Origin of the sequence: Natrialba sp. PRR66 (assembly GCF_034808065.1) — an archaeon.
In the GTDB taxonomy this organism is placed as follows: Archaea; Halobacteriota; Halobacteria; order Halobacteriales; family Natrialbaceae; genus Natrialba; species Natrialba aegyptia.
The window spans coordinates 65,950-81,880 of sequence record NZ_JAXHGN010000003.1; the positions used below are offsets into that span (position 1 = coordinate 65,950).

A 15,931-nucleotide genomic window follows, 5' to 3' on the forward strand; every position below is an offset into this window, starting at 1 on the left:
AAGCGTTCCAGAGAATAGTCACAGAAGCACTGCCGAGAGAGCCGTGTAGCCGACGAAGGAAACGATAATCGAACCGGCGAGCGAGAGCACCCACGCGAGGACGGTATATCCCATCTTCCGGGCGCTGACGCCGCTGCCACTTGCGGCGTAGCCGCTGCCGATGATCGCACTGACGATGATCTCGTTGAAGGAGACGGGAATGCCGAACAATACTGCCGTCTGTGCGATCATGAACGACGGAATGAGCGCGGCGATCGACCGTCGTGGACCGAGCGAGGAGTAATCTTGTGAAATAGCTTTGATCATTCGCGGCGCACCGGTCCACGATCCGATGAGGAGGCCGACACCACCGCCCAGAAGCAACGCGAGAAGCGGGAGACCGACGTCTTCTGAGAGCGGAATCAGCGGCCCGATTGCCAGCCCGACCTGACTGCCGCCAGCCGAGAATGCGACGAGCGCCCCGAGAACGAGCAGGAAATGTCGTTCACCGCGTTCGACGCTGCTGCGCAGATCGGCGGCGACGATTCCACCCCACAGCAGCGCCACGAGTCCCGTCACGGCAAGCACACCGACGAGTTCAGGACCGGGTGCCCAGTCGCTTGCAGCCTGTGCGATAGATGCGCCGCCGGTGCTGTCGGGGTCGAGAAAGGCGAACTCGATGTTGGCTATGAGGAGGCCGACGAAGGCGGCGAGGCCGACGATCAGGGAGGGTTCTGCGATTGGTTCGCTCCGGAGGAGTCGGGCGATACCGTAGGCGAGACCGCCGCCGACGAACGGCGTGAGGACCCAGAGCGTGGCTATTTCGACGTATTTCGGCCACGCAGGGTCGCCGCCCATCGCCAGGCCGACGCCGACGACGGCACCGGTGACGGTGAAGGCAGTGGCGATGGGGTAGCCGGCGAAGACGCCGATGGCGACCAGTCCGGCGGCGATGATCAGGGCGATCGTTGCGGCGCTCGGCGAGAGGATGACGCCACCGATGAGTTCCCTGCCGACGGCTTCGGAGACGTTTGCCCCCTGGACGACAGCGCCGGTGAACCCGAGGAGGCCGACGAAGAAACCGGCTCGCATTACCGAAATCGCGTTGGCACCGACGGCGGGAGCGAACGGCGTCGAGCCGCTCGAGCCGGCACCGATCGCCCAGGCCATAAAGAGGCTAGCGAGGGCGGCTACCAGAAACGTCGCAACCGTCGCGGGTTCGACCATCTACGGGGGATTCTATTCGCGGACCCTACAAGTGTGTGCCGACCGACGAGTGTCGAGTGCTGTTCAAAACTGTAAGTTCGTGTTAGTTCGTCGTGAACTTCGACTGATCGTCGACCTCCGGCGGCGGCTCCGCTCCCTCGATCGCTTCGGCCGCGTCGGTGTCCTTTTCGACTTCGACGTGCCAGCGATCGACTTCGTCGTCGAGTTCAGCGAGGCGATCGGAGACGGCATCTTTCAGACCGTCGTCGTTGACGTTGACCTCGAAGACGAACTGGTCGCCGTTGTCGCCGTTGCGGGCGGACTGCTGGACGTTGGCGCTGATGAGTTCGTTGTCGAAGTAGTACGGTGCGAGTTGGGTCATCACGTTCTGGTAGACGGTGTCTTCGACGCGGCGGAGGGCCTTGCGGCCGGCGGAGTCGGCTGCGCGGGCGACATAGTCGATCGATTCCTTCCAGTTGTCGACGGCGGCTTCAGGGTCGTCCTCTTCGAGTTGCTCGTAGGAGGTCGTAAGTTTCTCTCCGGCAGTTTTGATGTCTTCGTCGGGGTCTTTGCCGGCTTGTTCGCCCGTTCCCTCCTCGACGCTCGCCTGGTCTGCGGTCTTCTCGCTGACGTCGGCGTCGAGCGTCTCGTGTGCCTTGGGTCGCCACTCGTCCCACTCTTCGAAGGCGCGAGCGAAGTGTGCGCCGTAGTCGTGTGCGGGATCGTGGACACCTTCGTCGCGCAGCGCCCGGGTAATGCGTTCGCCGTGTTCGACGACGTCGCCCCAGTCGCCGCGAACTTTGAATCCCGAAATGCTCTCTTCCATTCGAGTGAGCGGGTAGTAGGAGATGGACCGGCATAAACTTCTCCGCTGCGTGTCAGCCCCTTGCAAGGGCGTGTACGCGACATCGTCGCCGGTGATCGACACTGTGAACTACCCCGCGGGTGGCCATACGAGTATGCCAATCGAAGACCGGGATGACGCGTATCTCGTGACGCACGCGCTCGCGAAACACACGCTCTCGCAGCTTCGAGACGTCGAAACCGAACAGGTCAGTTTCCGCAAGGGCCTCGTCAAACTCGGCCGCATCTGCGGCTACGAGATCATCGACGGCCGCATGGAAACCGAGTACGTCGAGATCGAGACGCCCCTCGAGACCACGATGGGCGAACGGGTCCGCGGCCTCGACGACGTCGTGATCATCAACGTCCTGCGCGCGGCGACGCCGTTCGTCGAGGGACTCCTGAAGGCGTTCCCCCGCGCCCGACAGGGCGTCATCAGCGCCAGTCGCAACGAGGAAGCCGGCCGCGCGGAGGACGGCTCGTTCCCGATCACCGTCGACTACGTCAAACTCCCCGAGATCACCGAGGACGACACGGTCATCATCGCCGATCCGATGCTCGCCACCGGCTCCACGATGTGCACCGTCCTCGATCACGTCGTCGAGAACTCGTCCGATCCGGAGAACCTGATCGTGCTCTCTGCGGTCTCCGCGCCCGAGGGCCTCCTGCGCGTCGACGACGAGTTCCCCGAGACCGACCTGTTGACGGTCTCGATCGACGACCGACTCGACGACGACGGCTTCATCATCCCGGGGCTTGGCGACGCTGGCGACCGGGCGTTCCGGACGACCTGATCGGCGCACGGACCGCGACACTTTTGCGCCTCGCCGGTAACGGGTCAGCCATGTCCTACAGCGTCGTCGATCCGGACGAACTCGACGCGGTCGGGGATCGGCCCTGCGACTGCCGGCGGGTGAGTGAGGCGGCCGGGTTGGAAAACGTGGCGATCAATCACTTCTCGGCGGAGCCCGGCGAACAGCTGCCGCTTGCGTATCACTACCACGAGCGACAGGAGGAGGCGTTCGTCGTTCTCTCGGGGCCGCTTCACGTCGAAACGCCCGACGGCGAGTTCAGGGTTCCCACGGGGGCGACGTTCACGGCTCAGCCTGCGTCCCCGCACCGAGCCTACAACCCGGCCCGCGCGGACGAAGCGATCGAAGTGATGGCGATCGGTGCGCCGCCGGCCGCTGACGACGCGGTGCAGTACGATCCGGACAGCCCGGACGAGTTCAACCGGGACGAGTGAACGGACGGACGGTCGGTCACTCGCTGCTCCCGCAGGTATCGACCCCGAGAAGGGCGTTTATCGGACACCGTTGGATGACGGCCGTCGCGAGGAGGTCGCTCCCGGCGATGAACGCGAGCGTGCCGGCCGTTTGCTTCCGATTTCGGTACCCGATGAGCAGAAGGGCGAGCCCGAGCGTACCGCGAAGGAAGCGATCGACGCCGCCGACGTTTCTGTCCATACCCGATCGAACGCGTGCCCGACTTGTAGGAGTAGCCCCTGTGAACGCGCGGTCGGCGATCAGGGCGGATCGATGATCGATCGCCGGACAGCGAGGGTGGCGACATCCGCCGTTCGTCGCTCGTCGTTTATCGTTCGTCGCTCGTCATCCGTCACTCCTCGTCCGACTCGTCCGACTCGTCTAGCCCGCCGGACAGACCCGCACCGCGCTCGCGCTCGAGCGCCGGCAGAGCCTCGCGCGAGTCGGCGTAGCCGTCGAACCAGCGAACGAGACGTTCGAGGCGATCCACGACGTGACCGGGCTCTCCGGACCGCGAGAGTTCGTGTCCCTCACGCGGGTAGCGGACCATCCGGGTGTCGACGCCGTGTTTCTGCAGACCGAGGTAGAACAGTTCGGCGGTGTTGGCCGGCGTGCGGTAGTCGCGATCGGAGTGGAGCACCAGCGTCGGCGTCTCGACCTCGGCGACGTGTGCCGCTGGCGAGTTCTCCCAGAGGAAGTCGGGTTCGTCCCAGGGCGTCGCGTCGAAATCGCCCTCGATCAGTTTGAACGCGTCCGTCGAGCCGTAGAAACCGGTGAGGTCGTAGACGCCGCGCTGGGAAACCGCCGCCCGGAAGCGGTCGGTCCGGGTGACCGTCCACGCGGTCATGAACCCGCCGAAGCTCCCCCCGGTGACGAAGGTCTCGTCTTCGTCGACGAACTCGCGCTCGCAAACCGTCTCCACGCCCGAGAGCACGTCCGCGAGGGTAACGTCGCCCCAGTCGCGGTCGATCGCCGTCGCGTGCGCCTCTCCGTACCCCGTCGAGCCCCGCGGGTTACACCAGAAGACGACGTAGCCCTGCGCCGCGAGTGTCTGGAACTCGTGCCACATCGTCCCCGCAGTCGTCCACTGGGCGTGCGGGCCGCCGTGAATCTCGACGACGAGCGGATACGTCTCGTCCGGCCCGCCCGCGGCGTCGGCGTCGAACTCTGGCGGCGTCAGGAGCCAGCCCTGGATTTGCGTCTCCGTTTCGTCGCCGTCGTCCCCGTCATTGCCGCCCTTAACGCCGTCATCCGTCCCTCCCTCCGCACCGGCACCGACACCAGCACCACCATCGGCGACGGCACCGCCCTCGAACCAGACCTCTTCGGGCTGGCGCACCGCCCGGTCCGCGAGCAGATCGCCGTTGACGCGCGTCAGCCGGTGGGTCTCGGTGCCGCTTCGCGTCGTGACGAACACGTCGCCGGGATGATCCCACTCACTCTGGACGAGGGCCACCGCGTTCTCGCCGACCGAGAAGTCCGCGACCGTAACGCCCTCGCCGTAGACGCGCGTCGGCTCCTCGCTGCCGACCTCGTCACTCGTCCCGTCATCAGCACCGGCTCCCATCCCCGCGCCGACGGCGACCGACCAGAGCACCCGCGATCCCGTCTCCGGCGTCGTGAAATACAGCGACTCGCCGTCCGGTGCCCACGCGAAATCACAGCGGTGACCGATCGTCCGATCGAGCGACGCCGTCGGCGTCGTCTCCGTCCCCGTCTCCCGGTCGTGGATGCGAACCTCCGTCTGGCGCATCGAGGACCGTTCTTCCGGAGTGAACTCGAACGCAACCAGGCCGTCCGCCGTCGCCGCGAGTTCAGTGGCCCAGCCCGTCGTCTGCGTAAAGGCCGCCGCCTCGTCGGTGTCGAGGTCGTGCTCGTACAGGTCGTAGCGGAGCGAGTCGTCGGGGTGGACGCCCTCGGCGGCGGTTTTGACCGCGTAGTAGATCGTGGCGTCGTCGCCCCAGGTCGGGCTGATGTGGTCCTCGTCGCCGTCGGTGAGGCGCTCGATGGCGTCGCCGGTCCCCGCCTCCCGAGGATCGGCGTCGCGTTCGAGCGCCGTCTCGACGTCCAGGACGTACGCGTGGCTTCGTCGGCCGTCCGCGTACTCGGTGTCGGCGCGGTAGACCATGCGGTCGATCACGCGCGGGTCCGGCTCCGCGGGTTCGTAGTCGGGATCGACCGCGAGGTCGCGGCCTTCCGCGCGGTCGTCGGCGGTGACGCGTTGAGAGAAGAGCAGCCGCGAGCCGTCGGGACTCCACTCGAGTTCAGTGACGCCGCCGACGACGGACGTGAGTTGGCGGGCCTCGCCGCCCGTCGTGGGGGCGACCCAGAGGTGCTGTCGGTCGTCGGCCTCGCCGCGGGTGCTGACGAACGCGAGGCGGTCGCCGTCGGGGCTAAAGCGGGGCTGGCTATCGACGCCCTCGCTGATGGTGAACTGGGTCGGTTCGTCGCCGCCGACCGGGACGACGAAAATCGTCGCTTCGTGGGATCTGTCGTCCGTCGGCGTTCGACGGACGAACGCCACCCGTTCGTCGTCCGGCGAGAGTCGGGGTTCCGAAACCTGCCGCAAATCGTAGTAATCGGCTGCGGTAATGGCATTCATGTACGCTGTCTCCGGGAGGAACGTAAAAGGTGTTCGCGTTCCGGTACGTCGTACAGGAAGAAGTCGAAGAGAGGGAGGTTGGCGGTGGCATCAACGCTGGAAATAAGAGGTTCACACGGAGCGTGATCGAGAAGACAGTTGAGCGTGCCGTCCCCTGGGACACGTCTCTGGTTCAGAAGCCGAATCAGAGTTCAGCGAGCACCGTATCGGCAGCCTCGAGATAAGACTCGAGGTGGGTCTCGTCGTGAGCGGCCGAGAGGTGGTGGCGCTTGTACGGGTTCGGCGTGAAGAAGTGGCCGCGCTCTCGCATGCCCGCCGCGAACGCGTGGAACCGCTCCTCGTCGAGTCCGAGAACGTCCTCGTAGGTACGGGGTTCGCCACGCACGCCGAATTGAACGCTGAAAATGCTCCGGTGGCCGACAACCCGACCGTCGACCCCGTGGTCCTCGAGTAGGTCGGCCAGTCCGTTGCGATAGCGGTCACCGAGGTCGGTCAGGGACGCCTGAACGTCCTCGGCGACGATGGTGTCGATAGTCTCGCGTGCAGCGGCCAGTCCCGGAAGACTGCCCGAATACGTCCCGCTGATAACAACGCCGGACTCGTTGTCACCGCCCGCCTGGGCGAGTAGATCTGCTCGGCCACCGACGGCTGCCACGGGATACCCGTTGCCCAAGGCCTTCGCGACGCAAGTGAGATCGGGGGTAACGTTGACCTCGCCCTGAACGCCGTGTGGCGAGTGACGGAAGCCGCTGATGACCTCGTCGAAGATCAACGGAACGCCATGGACTTCGGTCACCTCGCGCAGCGTCTCGAGGAACTCCGTTCGCGGGTGGAGACAGCCGACGGAGTGGGGAACGGGCTCGAGGATGACCGCCGCGAGGTCATCGCTGTGGTCGCGAACGATCTCCTCGACGGCGTCGGGATCGTTGAACGGAGCGACAAGCGTGTTCTCGACGGCTGCCGGGAGCATACCGTCGGACTCGGGATAACGCTCGCCGATGCGGTCGGCGGGTGGATAGACGCTGATGTCGACGTAGTCGTGCCAGCCATGGTAACAGCCCTCGAATTTTAGCACCTTCTCGTTACCGGTGGCGGCTCGCGCGAGTCGGATCGCGTGATAAGTGGCTTCACTGCCGCTGTTGCAGAAGTTCACCATCTCGACGCTGGGTACGAGGTCGACGAGGCGTTCAGCAACCTCGACCTCCAGCGGTGTTGTGCCCGCACCGTACAAGACGCCGTCGTCGATAGCCGCTCGGGCCGCCGTGTCGACATCCTCGTGAGCGTGGCCGAGGATGATCGGGCCGAATCCGAGGTGGTAGTCGGTGTACTGCTCACCGGCGACGGTCGTCAGCGTGGCACCCGACGCCGACTCGAAGGCGACATCCCCCGTGTCGTACGCCTGTGCCCGCAACCCGGTCTGTGCACCGCCAGGGATTATCTCGCGTGCGCGGTCAACGATCGGTTCCATTCGGTCCGTGTTCGTCGAAAAATCGCCTTTCACGCCCTCCACAGGATTGACATCGTCGGATTCCGTACGATCGGAATCGGTCATAGTGCCCACCCCGATAACGGCACCGTTCCGACCGCGGAGGCCGATCCCGGTTTGTAGCGATCGGGTCGAAGCGAGGAGCGGACGATTGGGTCCGTCCGAACCAATCCAACCCCAATTTCCCCACTCGAGTTGCACAGAGATGTGATCTCAGATGGGTGATGTCGTACGGTTTCAGGGCTGTGTCTGTCGCGTGGATCCGCGATTCCGGTCGTGATCTTCCGCGCACCGTGTATCATTTATCGGAATTTAGGGGTGTTCAGTCGTCGTTCGTCGCGCTAACGGTTTCCTCACTGAACTCGGCGGGGGCGTCAGCCCACACGCCGGATGTGAGGTCGATTGCATCGTTCCACTTTGCAACGACCGTCGTTACCGCCATATCGCCGGCGATGTTGTTCATCGTCCGGAGGCGGTCAAGCAGCGGATCGATACCCGCGATCATCCCGATCACTTCGAGTGGAAGCCCGACTTGAGTCAACACCGCGGTCATCATGACCAGACTCGCGCTGGGAACGCCCGCAGTGCCGATGCTCATAAGGAGCGCGGTCAGCAGAATGGTAAGTTGTTCGATTAGTGTGAGTGAAGCACCGGCGATGTTCGCAGCGAAGATGGCGACGATGCCGAGGTACATCGCCGTGCCGTCCATGTTGATCGTGGCTCCCAGCGGGAGCGAGAAACCGTATACGCGCTCTTTGATCTGGAGATTCTCGTCGGCGTCCGACATCGAGATGGGGAGCGTCGCAGTGGACGACCGAATACTGAGTGCCGTAATAAGCGCCTCCTTGATGCCGCGAAGGAAGGCGACGGGTGAAACGCCAACCGCACCTCGAATAATGACCAGGAGGTAGACCAGCGTGATCTGAAGTCCGATGGCGATCGCGAGCGTCATCGAGAGGGAGAAATACGCTCCAACAGCTTGGGCACCAACTTCGCCGAACAGCGCCGCCATCAGCGCAAATACGCCGAGGACACCGAACTCCATGACTCCCCAGACGATTTTGAACATAACCTCTGCGCCGGCATCAACCACGTCGAAGATCGTGTCGATGCCGTTCCGGACGGCCGAGTCGGGTTCGACTTCCGCTCGAACCATCGTCATTCCGAGACCAAAGACGAGGGTGAAGAAGATGATCGCGAGGATGTTCCCCTCTGCCATCGCAGTGATGGGGTTCTCGGGAACGATATTGAACACCTGATCCGTCAGCGACGGCGTCTGTCCAGCTTGGACGTCCGTCTGCTCTAAGGTCATCCCCGTCCCGGGGTCGATGAGGTTACTAACGCCAAGGCCCATTCCGATGGCAACGGCAGTCGTGGCGAGATACAGGAGCACGACCTGTCCGCCGATGCGACCCAGATTTTTCGGGGACAGTTCCCGCGTCGCCATCAACAACGTGAAAATGATGATCGGAACGATGATCATCTCGAGTAATCGGACGAACAAGTCACCGATCGGCTGGAGTTCCATTGCCGGCCGACCGACGGCCAACCCGACGAGAGCGCCGAGAACGAACGCTATCGCGATCCGGTAAACAATGGGAATAGACCGATACCGTCTCCACAATGACATAAACGCACCAGTCATACTCTCATGTGGTAGGCTCTTGAAATCAGGTGATAATACTTCCGAAGTACAGAGCGCACATGCCTTATGATTTTACATGCGGGAGAGAATTCATGTAGTTCTTTCAATTCTGCTGATGGTGCCCGAGATCCCGCTGTTGATTCTCGAGGGAGTGCTCGCCGTCGCCGGTATCAACCTGTCACTGACGAGTTTCGGAATCACCCTGTCGCTGCGCGGACTCGGGTTGGCGATGCTCGTCGGCCTCACGAATCGGAACCGATCGCGCGGGACCACGACGGGTACCGCCGACCGCTCCGCAGCCATCGCCGGCGAGGTCTGAGACTGGTCAGCTCCGGTACACATAAACCCTCGATTCACGTACGAAAGCGTATGAACGGTCGTTCATCCGCAAAGAGAGCCGACGGCGGTACTGCCACGGCATCCGTCTCTGCTGCGATGGAGCGACGCATTCTCGCGGGCTACATCGGCGTCGTCTTCGCAGCGGTGGCGTTGACGGGTGCAACGGCACTGAACGGCGACACCGCTGTCCTCGCCGGTGTGACCCTCGTCGGACTTGTCGTCGGGATCGGTCTCGGTATCGCCGTCCACCAGCGTTTCCCCGACCTCCTGGCCCGACTGGGCCGCGGCCGAGTTCAGCGAGCCGCGCCGTTCTTTCCTATAGTACCGTTCGGGCTCGTCGGCCTCGCCTCGGTGCTGGGTCCGGTCGATACCGAACTCGGACTCGTGGCCGCCGCGTCGACGAGCGCGCTCCTCGTCGCTGGATACGTGCTGCAGGGTGTCGCCGAGACGCGGTACGCCGCCGACAGAGCGCACGGCCGTCCGATCGCGGCGTGTCGCTGGCACCCGCCACGCACGCCAAAGATAGACGCGCTTTTGCTCGTCGCCTGGCCGGCGCTTGGTGTCCTCAACGCGGCCGGCGGGAACTGGCTCACCGCGCTCGGCTGGGGGACGCTCGGACTCTGCTGGCTCGTCGGCGGGTTCATCGAGGGCCGATTCCGCATCGGCGAGACCGGAACGGACCCCGAGATCCGGCTCTACGAGAACGGCCTCGTCAAACAGCGACCCTACACCAGCAGATTCGTCCCCTGGGACGAGATCGATCACGTCCGCCTGCGCGACGACGAACTCGTCTTCGATCGCGGGCTGTTCGACGTGCGTCTCGACCGCGAGTCCCTCGACACGCCGGAGGCGATCATCGCGACGGTCGAACGGCGGCTCTCGGATCGAACGACGACACTGCCCTAAGCCGAAGAACATCGTCCCGCTTCGAAGCGCTGTACCCGTACCCTTACGCCGACTCGAGTTCAGCCCGCCCGCTCGTCGCACTTCGAATCCGATCCCGGAAGGCGTCGGCCGCCGCGACCGGGACGCGAACGACGAAGGAAACCTCGGCCTGGTAGTCCGCGTCGAACTCGTAGCCCTCGCTTTCGATGATGCCGCGGACGGTGCCCGAATCGTCGTACTCTACAGTGATCGAGACGCGTTCGTGCGGGCGCTCCTCGATGACCCCCGCCGCGTCGACGGCGTCTTTCACCGCGCGGGAGTATGCCCGGACGAGGCCGCCGACGCCGAGGTTCGTCCCGCCGTAGTACCGCGTCACGACGACCGCGCAGTTCTCGATCTCGCGCTGCGCGAGGACGTTGAGCGCCGGCTTGCCAGCCGAACTCGAGGGTTCGCCGTCGTCGCTCGAGTACTCCCGGAGGAAGTCGCCGTCGGCGTCCGCGCGAACCCGGTAGGCGGGGACGTTGTGCGTCGCGTCGGCGTACTCTTCGCGGATCGCGTCGACGAACGCCTCGGCGTCCGCGACGGACTCGACCGGGCGCGCGTGGCCGATGAACTCCGAGCCCTGGACGACGAACTCGGCGGTCGCGGCCTCGGCGATCGTTGTGTAGGTGTCGTTCACGATTTCATCCCCATCCCCATCCCCACCCCCACCCCCACCCCCACCCCGCACAGTCGCTCGGATCGCTCACTGTCTGTTCACTGTAACTCGATCTTCCGCACGAACTCGAGGTCGCGAAGCTCTGTGATCGCCGCGCCCGAAACGTCCTCGTCCGTAATCAGGTACAGCCGCGGCTCGTCGGTGAACTCGGGATCCTCACTGATCGTCTGGCGAATCGAGATGTCGTTTTCGGCGAGCGTCCCCGTCACCGCGGCGACGATCCCCTTTTGCTCCGCGTTGTCGACGGCGATCGACAGCACCGTCAGATCGAGCACGGGTGCGAGATCCATCAGGCTCGGCACCTGCGAGATGTTCTGGAAGATCCGCCGGAGTTCGGGATCGTCGAGGATCGCGTTCGTCGTCGAGTCGACGACGCGGCGATCGACATCGATCTCGCGAGCGATACCGGTGTTCGGGATCTCGATCCCGCCCGAAACGACGCGACCGTCGTCGTTGACCGAAAAGCCACGCTCTAACAGGAGTCGAATAACTGCTTGCTGGCTCGGGGACCCCTCGAACTTCCCCATTATCTCGTCGAACATTCGTTGGTGGGTATACGCGTGCCCAGGTATAATGGTCGGTGATTGACGCTCGGTCACAACGAGTTCAGCAGTCGCGGTGACGTGATGTGTCGATACCGCCACGACGCAGAGCGGTCGACACCGTTCAGCAAACTCGACCGCCGCGCCACCCTGTGTCTGACGGACGTTTTTACCACTTCGAACGAGACGGTATTCTATGCGCGCGCTCAACCACTGTGACTTCTGTGCCAGCGATGCTGCCGGCACCTACGAGGTCATTCCAGCTGAACTCGATCCGACGGAGGCCGAACAACGCCGCGTGAGTCTCTGTCCGGACTGCAAACGCCGTCTTGGAACCGTTCTCGAACCGCTTCTCGAGCGGCTCCGAAGCGACACCGTCACCGACTCACACCGGTCACACAGCGACACCGAAACGGCTGAGGCCCCGGCTACTGACGGGACTGGGTGCGACGATTCGAGTACGCAGAGAACTCCTCCAGAGAGTACGAGTTCGGAAGGCGCGGTGAACTCGGATTCGGGTTCAGATTCGGATTCGAACTCGGAGACAGATTCGGACGCAGAATCGGACGCACCACCGGCAGGGCGCTTCGAAACGGGAAACGAGATTACGTTCGACGAGCCGTCAGAGGAGACATCGGGTTCCGGAGATGCGACTGGCGAGACGGACGAAGCGTCGGCAGAACCAGCCCAGGAATCGAATCCAGCCGGAACCGAAGCCGAGCCGCCCGCCCGATCCGAATCGACGCGAGCGGCCCCAACATCGCCGCGAGCCTACACCAAGGTCATCCGCTTGCTTCGCAACCGCGAGTTCCCGATGGGCCGCGAGGCCGTCGAATCGCTGGCGGCCGGGGCCTACGATCTCGAAGCCGAGGAGGCCGAGGCGATCATCGAACACGCACTCGAACGCGACGAGTTCGTCGAGCGCGGCGGGGAGTTGCACCGCCCGTCGTCGTAGTTCGTCGGTGATGGGGCCTCGCGCTGCATTTAGTTGCACTTAGTCGGTCAACGTGCCCTTCGTACTCGGGGTTCCCTCGCGTCGGTCATCGAGCCGCGTCGCGTCGTCGAGCGCGCGCGCCAGCGCCTTGAACAGCGCCTCGACCTCGTGGTGGGCGTTCTCGCCGCGAACGCCAGCGTGCAGCGTCAGTCCCGCATTCATCGCCAGCGATTCCGCGAAGTGACGCGCCATGTCGCTGGTGAACTCGCCGATCGCCGCCTGGGAGAACTCGCCGTCGAAGTAGAATCGGGGGCGACCGCTCACGTCGACGACGGTCGACGCGACGGCTTCGTCGAGTGGGACGCGCCGGTCGGCGTATCTGACGATGCCCGCCCGATCGTCGAGTGCCTCATCAAACGCCGTCCCGAGGACGATTGCCACGTCCTCGACCGTGTGGTGATCGTCGATATCGAGGTCGCCGTCGCATTCGAGTTCGAGATCGAAGAGGCCGTGGCGGGCAAAGGCCGTCAGCATGTGATCGAAGAAGCCGACGCCGGTCTCGACCGTGGCTGTGCCGTTGCCGTCGACGGACACCGTGCATTCGATCGTCGTTTCGGCCGTGTCTCGTGTGACGGTCGCGCGTCGCTCGCTCATGTCGAAATGGTTGCGTTCTCGGTACAAGGGGATTGCGCTCGGTTGCGACGGAGAGTATGCAGCGGCCACGAGCGATCCGCGACGGAGAATGGAGCGGCTATAACGGACCGTTCCACATGTCATGACAAATATCGTGAGACAGATTTAGAGGCGCTTGTAAAATTTTTACGCAGTTCTAAAGATGTTTCGAAGGGTAGTATTACCATCATTACGGGCGTGAAACGGACCGAAACGAGACCAACCGTCTGACGGTTATATGCTATCCTGAGTGAATGTCGTTACTACGAAGAGGTGACCCGTCACAATGTCCAACTCCCCCAGCCCCTCCCCACTGTCGAACGACTCCCTATCTCCAGCAGGGTCGGAGTCGAACCAAAACAGCGATCCGGCGCGCAGTCGATTCATCCACTCGCTCAAGGGATCGACGCAGTTTCTGTCGTTCTGGGTCGCCGTCGCCCTGCCGTTCGTCCATCTGCCGCTGTTGACGCAGGGACTCGGCAATCCCCGGATCACGCTCGTCTTTCTCGCCCTGCTGGGACTCAACGTCCTCGCACTCTACATCGGGCGTGATTACAACCAGTCGTGACCTATCTGGCGCACAGATTGATCGATTGCAGACCCGATACATCGTCGGATCAGTCGCCGATCTAACCGGATTATAATTCCCGAACGACAGCGGTCATCGGAGCACACCTGCTGGGCATGGCAGGGGTCTCCTGCTGGTCTCTTCCGAACGGATTATGACCGTCCCTCTCGCAGCGTTTCCTACTGAATGCAGATTCGCGTCGACTGGCGCTCGAGTTGTAGCCTCACCGGAACGGTGCTTCGATGGCTTGCCGTCCCCCTCGCAGCCCCGCTCGCCCTCGCCGTGATCGACGGCACCGACCTGCGACCGTTTTTGGTCGCCATCGCCATCACCATCGCGGTCGGCTTCGCGCTCGAACAACTGCGCGACGAGCGTGAACTCGGCCAGCGAGAGTCGTTTCTGATGGTCGCGTTCACCTGGCTCAGCGTGGCCCTTATCGGCACGATTCCGTTTCTATTCACCGGCACAGCGTCTGGCGGCGAATCCTCGTTTGCCGGCATCTACGGACCGCTCAATGCGTTCTTCGAGAGCATGAGCGGGCTGACGACGACGGGAGCGACCGTCATGACCGAGTGGGATTTCGACAACCAGGCCCGGTCGATCCTGCTGTGGCGACAGCTCCTCCAGTGGCTCGGCGGACTCGGGATTTTGATCGTCGCCATCGGTCTGCTCTCGCACCTGATGGTCGGCGGTGCGCAGTTGATGGAAACCGAAACGCAGACGCGAAACGTGCGCAAACTCCGCCCGCACATCTCCGAGACCGCACGACTCATCTGGGGGCTGTACGTCGGCCTCACGCTCGTCACGATCGTCGCCCTCTACGCGCTCAATCTCGTCGGCCTCGCACCGCAGATGACGCTGTTCAACGCGATCGCACACGCGCTCACGAGCGTCTCCACGGCCGGATTCTCGCCCGAAAGTAACAGCATCGCCGCTTTCAGTCCGATCGTCCAGTGGACGCTCATTCCCGTCATGATCGTCGGCTCGACCAACTTCGTGTTGCTGTACTATATCACGCAAGGCGAGTTCGAGCGGCCGTTGCAGTCCGAAGAACTCAAATTCTATCTCGGAACGCTCGGTGTCTTCGGTGCGATCGTCATCGGCGTCCTCGCCGTCGATCCGGCCATCGAGTTGCGCATCGAGCAGACGATCCGCCACGGCCTGTTCAACGTCGTCTCCATGGTGACGACGACCGGCTACGCAAGCACCGATTTCAACCACTGGACGGCCGGCGCAAAGCACGTCCTGTTCCTGTGTATGTTCCTCGGCGGCATGGCCGGGAGCACGACCTGTTCGATCAAGTCCCTGCGCTGGCTGGTCGTCCTCAAGGCGTTCCGTCGCAACCTCTTCACCGCGGTGCATCCGGACGCGATCCGACCGCTCCGCGTCAGCGACGGGGTCGTCGACGAAGAGACGGTCAACGACATCATCGGCTACGTCCTGCTCGTGCTCGTCATTTTCTTCGGGCTGACGGTGTTCCTCGTCGTCGACGCCGTCCGGGCTGCCACCAACGTCAGCGAGTTCGCCGCGCTCGGTGCGGCGGCCTCGATCTTCCTGAACATCGGCCCCGCGTTTGAACTCGCCGGACCGATGGAGAACTACGCGGGGTTCTCGCCGGTTTCGCGCGCGGTGATGATCGTCATGATGTGGATCGGCCGGATCGAAATCGTGCCGGTGCTCGTGCTGTTGTTGCCGTCGTACTGGCGATCCTGAGCGGCGCGGTCAGTCTCGGTTTTCGTCCGCGTCTCCGTGTTCGTCGTCAGGATGGGTATAGGTCATCCGGACCAGTTCCTCGACGCCGCCTTCGGGAATTTCCAGTTCGGGATCGAACAGTTCGAAACCGACCGTCTCGTAGTAGGGAACCAGTCCGCGCCGACAGAGCAACGAGAGGCCGGCGACCGACTGCAGGTCCGGGTGGTTGACGACGGCGCGCATGAGCGTCTCGCCGATCCCCTCGCCACGATAGTCAGCAGCGACGATAACGTCGTAGACGGTCGCGTAGTACGTGTGATCGGTCAGCACCCGCGCCGCGGCGACGAGTCGTCCGTCCGCTTCGACGCCGACGGCGACCGCCGTCTCGGCGAGGGCGTCCCGAACGGCGGCTTCGTCGCGGTCGTCCCACCACTCGTACTCCTCGTAGAGGGCAGTTAGCGCGGGAGCGTCGTCGGGAGTGAGATCGCGAACGGTTGCTGGCGTCGACGCGGATGGCGACGATGACGGTGGCGGTGACGGTGATGGTGGCATCGA

17 protein-coding genes are annotated in these 15,931 nt (G+C 63.7%); 7 read left to right on the forward strand and 10 right to left on the reverse strand.

From position 1 onward, the window contains the following. Positions 1 to 18: 18 nt before the first annotated feature. Both SM755_RS10780 and SM755_RS10785 read right to left on the reverse strand, forming a co-directional pair. Positions 19 to 1,206 (reverse strand): inorganic phosphate transporter, encoded by a 1,188-nt coding sequence (locus tag SM755_RS10780; RefSeq protein WP_323172662.1) that lies wholly within the window; start codon positions 1,204 to 1,206, stop codon positions 19 to 21. A gap of 82 nt (positions 1,207 to 1,288) precedes the next feature. After that, a complete protein-coding gene (locus tag SM755_RS10785) occupies positions 1,289 to 2,011 on the reverse strand; it encodes a DUF5828 family protein (RefSeq protein WP_323173217.1) in 723 nt (240 codons plus the stop codon). 133 nt (positions 2,012 to 2,144) lie between these two features. On the opposite strand from SM755_RS10785, the gene upp reads away from it, so the two are divergent. Together upp and SM755_RS10795 are read left to right on the forward strand one after the other, a co-directional pair. Next, positions 2,145 to 2,822, forward strand: coding sequence for a uracil phosphoribosyltransferase (upp, locus tag SM755_RS10790; protein ID WP_006827073.1), 678 nt, complete (start codon positions 2,145 to 2,147; stop codon positions 2,820 to 2,822). 50 nt (positions 2,823 to 2,872) lie between these two features. Beyond that, the gene (locus tag SM755_RS10795) at positions 2,873 to 3,274 is read left to right on the forward strand and encodes a cupin domain-containing protein (RefSeq protein ID WP_323172663.1); all 402 of its coding nucleotides are present in this window, start codon (positions 2,873 to 2,875) and stop codon (positions 3,272 to 3,274) included. A gap of 16 nt (positions 3,275 to 3,290) precedes the next feature. Here SM755_RS10795 and SM755_RS10800 read toward each other — a convergent pair whose 3' ends face one another. The 4 genes from SM755_RS10800 to SM755_RS10815 all read right to left on the reverse strand — a co-directional run bounded on the left by SM755_RS10800 (position 3,291) and on the right by SM755_RS10815 (position 9,011). Beyond that, on the reverse strand, positions 3,291 to 3,494 hold the full coding sequence (locus tag SM755_RS10800; RefSeq protein WP_323172664.1) for a DUF2892 domain-containing protein: 204 nt from the start codon (positions 3,492 to 3,494) through the stop codon (positions 3,291 to 3,293). Between the two features lie 151 nt (positions 3,495 to 3,645). After that, the gene (locus SM755_RS10805; protein WP_323172665.1) at positions 3,646 to 5,895 is read right to left on the reverse strand and encodes a S9 family peptidase; all 2,250 of its coding nucleotides are present in this window, start codon (positions 5,893 to 5,895) and stop codon (positions 3,646 to 3,648) included. A gap of 184 nt (positions 5,896 to 6,079) precedes the next feature. After that, on the reverse strand, positions 6,080 to 7,447 hold the full coding sequence (locus tag SM755_RS10810; protein WP_323172666.1) for an aminotransferase class III-fold pyridoxal phosphate-dependent enzyme: 1,368 nt from the start codon (positions 7,445 to 7,447) through the stop codon (positions 6,080 to 6,082). 256 nt (positions 7,448 to 7,703) lie between these two features. Continuing rightward, a complete protein-coding gene (locus tag SM755_RS10815; protein WP_323172667.1) occupies positions 7,704 to 9,011 on the reverse strand; it encodes a dicarboxylate/amino acid:cation symporter in 1,308 nt (435 codons plus the stop codon). Positions 9,012 to 9,141: 130 nt separating this feature from the next. Here SM755_RS10815 and SM755_RS10820 point away from each other — a divergent pair, with 130 nt between their 5' ends. Beyond that, entirely contained in the window at positions 9,142 to 9,345 is a 204-nt protein-coding gene (locus SM755_RS10820; RefSeq protein ID WP_323172668.1) for a hypothetical protein, read from the forward strand. Positions 9,346 to 9,395: 50 nt separating this feature from the next. Next, a complete protein-coding gene (locus SM755_RS10825; protein WP_323172669.1) occupies positions 9,396 to 10,271 on the forward strand; it encodes a hypothetical protein in 876 nt (291 codons plus the stop codon). A gap of 43 nt (positions 10,272 to 10,314) precedes the next feature. On the opposite strand, the gene SM755_RS10830 is transcribed toward SM755_RS10825, so the two are convergent. Both SM755_RS10830 and SM755_RS10835 read right to left on the reverse strand, forming a co-directional pair. Continuing rightward, entirely contained in the window at positions 10,315 to 10,929 is a 615-nt protein-coding gene (locus SM755_RS10830; RefSeq protein ID WP_323172670.1) for a YigZ family protein, read from the reverse strand. Positions 10,930 to 11,006: 77 nt separating this feature from the next. Beyond that, a complete protein-coding gene (locus SM755_RS10835) occupies positions 11,007 to 11,510 on the reverse strand; it encodes a hypothetical protein (RefSeq protein WP_006110991.1) in 504 nt (167 codons plus the stop codon). A gap of 196 nt (positions 11,511 to 11,706) precedes the next feature. Here SM755_RS10835 and SM755_RS10840 point away from each other — a divergent pair, with 196 nt between their 5' ends. After that, complete coding sequence (locus SM755_RS10840) at positions 11,707 to 12,465, forward strand: hypothetical protein (protein ID WP_323172671.1); 759 nt, start codon at positions 11,707 to 11,709, stop codon at positions 12,463 to 12,465. A gap of 39 nt (positions 12,466 to 12,504) precedes the next feature. Here the strand turns inward: SM755_RS10840 and hisB are convergent, their stop codons facing one another. Continuing rightward, entirely contained in the window at positions 12,505 to 13,098 is a 594-nt protein-coding gene (gene hisB, locus SM755_RS10845) for an imidazoleglycerol-phosphate dehydratase HisB (RefSeq protein WP_323172672.1), read from the reverse strand. A gap of 304 nt (positions 13,099 to 13,402) precedes the next feature. On the opposite strand from hisB, the gene SM755_RS10850 reads away from it, so the two are divergent. Next, on the forward strand, positions 13,403 to 13,684 hold the full coding sequence (locus SM755_RS10850; RefSeq protein WP_006827063.1) for a hypothetical protein: 282 nt from the start codon (positions 13,403 to 13,405) through the stop codon (positions 13,682 to 13,684). A gap of 186 nt (positions 13,685 to 13,870) precedes the next feature. Beyond that, the gene (locus SM755_RS10855; RefSeq protein ID WP_323172673.1) at positions 13,871 to 15,397 is read left to right on the forward strand and encodes a TrkH family potassium uptake protein; all 1,527 of its coding nucleotides are present in this window, start codon (positions 13,871 to 13,873) and stop codon (positions 15,395 to 15,397) included. Between the two features lie 9 nt (positions 15,398 to 15,406). Here the strand turns inward: SM755_RS10855 and SM755_RS10860 are convergent, their stop codons facing one another. Then, the gene (locus SM755_RS10860) at positions 15,407 to 15,928 is read right to left on the reverse strand and encodes a GNAT family N-acetyltransferase (RefSeq protein WP_323172674.1); all 522 of its coding nucleotides are present in this window, start codon (positions 15,926 to 15,928) and stop codon (positions 15,407 to 15,409) included. Positions 15,929 to 15,931: the final 3 nt, after the last annotated feature.

Bases quoted from the DNA above. Each gene is read 5' to 3' on its own strand.
- SM755_RS10795 (WP_323172663.1), top strand. From the start codon at position 2,873: ATGTCCTACAGCGTCGTCGATCCGGACGAACTCGACGCGGTCGGGGAT.
- hisB (WP_323172672.1), bottom strand. From the start codon at position 13,098: ATGAGCGAGCGACGCGCGACCGTCACACGAGACACGGCCGAAACGACG.
- SM755_RS10820 (WP_323172668.1), top strand. From the start codon at position 9,142: ATGGTGCCCGAGATCCCGCTGTTGATTCTCGAGGGAGTGCTCGCCGTC.
- SM755_RS10835 (WP_006110991.1), bottom strand. From the start codon at position 11,510: ATGTTCGACGAGATAATGGGGAAGTTCGAGGGGTCCCCGAGCCAGCAA.
- SM755_RS10825 (WP_323172669.1), top strand. From the start codon at position 9,396: ATGAACGGTCGTTCATCCGCAAAGAGAGCCGACGGCGGTACTGCCACG.
- SM755_RS10785 (WP_323173217.1), bottom strand. From the start codon at position 2,011: ATGGAAGAGAGCATTTCGGGATTCAAAGTTCGCGGCGACTGGGGCGAC.
- upp (WP_006827073.1), top strand. From the start codon at position 2,145: ATGCCAATCGAAGACCGGGATGACGCGTATCTCGTGACGCACGCGCTC.
- SM755_RS10805 (WP_323172665.1), bottom strand. From the start codon at position 5,895: ATGAATGCCATTACCGCAGCCGATTACTACGATTTGCGGCAGGTTTCG.
- SM755_RS10840 (WP_323172671.1), top strand. From the start codon at position 11,707: ATGCGCGCGCTCAACCACTGTGACTTCTGTGCCAGCGATGCTGCCGGC.
- SM755_RS10855 (WP_323172673.1), top strand. From the start codon at position 13,871: ATGCAGATTCGCGTCGACTGGCGCTCGAGTTGTAGCCTCACCGGAACG.
- SM755_RS10815 (WP_323172667.1), bottom strand. From the start codon at position 9,011: ATGTCATTGTGGAGACGGTATCGGTCTATTCCCATTGTTTACCGGATC.
- SM755_RS10810 (WP_323172666.1), bottom strand. From the start codon at position 7,447: ATGACCGATTCCGATCGTACGGAATCCGACGATGTCAATCCTGTGGAG.
- SM755_RS10860 (WP_323172674.1), bottom strand. From the start codon at position 15,928: ATGCCACCATCACCGTCACCGCCACCGTCATCGTCGCCATCCGCGTCG.
- SM755_RS10850 (WP_006827063.1), top strand. From the start codon at position 13,403: ATGTCCAACTCCCCCAGCCCCTCCCCACTGTCGAACGACTCCCTATCT.
- SM755_RS10800 (WP_323172664.1), bottom strand. From the start codon at position 3,494: ATGGACAGAAACGTCGGCGGCGTCGATCGCTTCCTTCGCGGTACGCTC.
- SM755_RS10780 (WP_323172662.1), bottom strand. From the start codon at position 1,206: ATGGTCGAACCCGCGACGGTTGCGACGTTTCTGGTAGCCGCCCTCGCT.